The following is a 320-nucleotide window of genomic DNA, read 5'->3' as shown; positions in this document are numbered from 1 at the left end:
ACCCGCTTCCGTGCGGCGCGGGGCGACGACCCCGACACCACCAGCGTCAGTGGCGAGTGCGCGATGATCGTCGTGTCGAAGGCGCCGTCGTTCACCGTGGGCAGTGGTTCTTCCACCAGGACGGGAACGACGGCAAGATCGAGGTAGCCGTCCGCCCGGTTCTCGAGCAGAACCAGAGGATTGGCGTCGGCGAGTTCGAACGTGATGCGCGGATACTCTGCCAGGAAGTCGGCTACCGCGCTGTTGACCCTGTGCCACAACCCGATCGGGTCCGCGCCGATCCGGAGTTCGCCGTCCAATCCCTGCCCCGTGGACCTGAG

1 protein-coding gene is annotated in these 320 nt (G+C 66.6%); it reads right to left on the bottom strand.

Annotation, left to right across the window (positions count from 1 at the left end; all coding sequences use genetic code 11):
* Window positions 1-320: LysR substrate-binding domain-containing protein (locus tag AC0IX4_RS22970; protein WP_471831387.1), on the bottom strand; the 320-nt coding region annotated here is incomplete at both ends.

The organism is Rhodococcus sp. AC861 (genome assembly GCF_979256035.1).
Note: the sequence above shows the minus strand (reverse complement) of the source record. Positions and strands in the feature narration are given on the sequence as shown.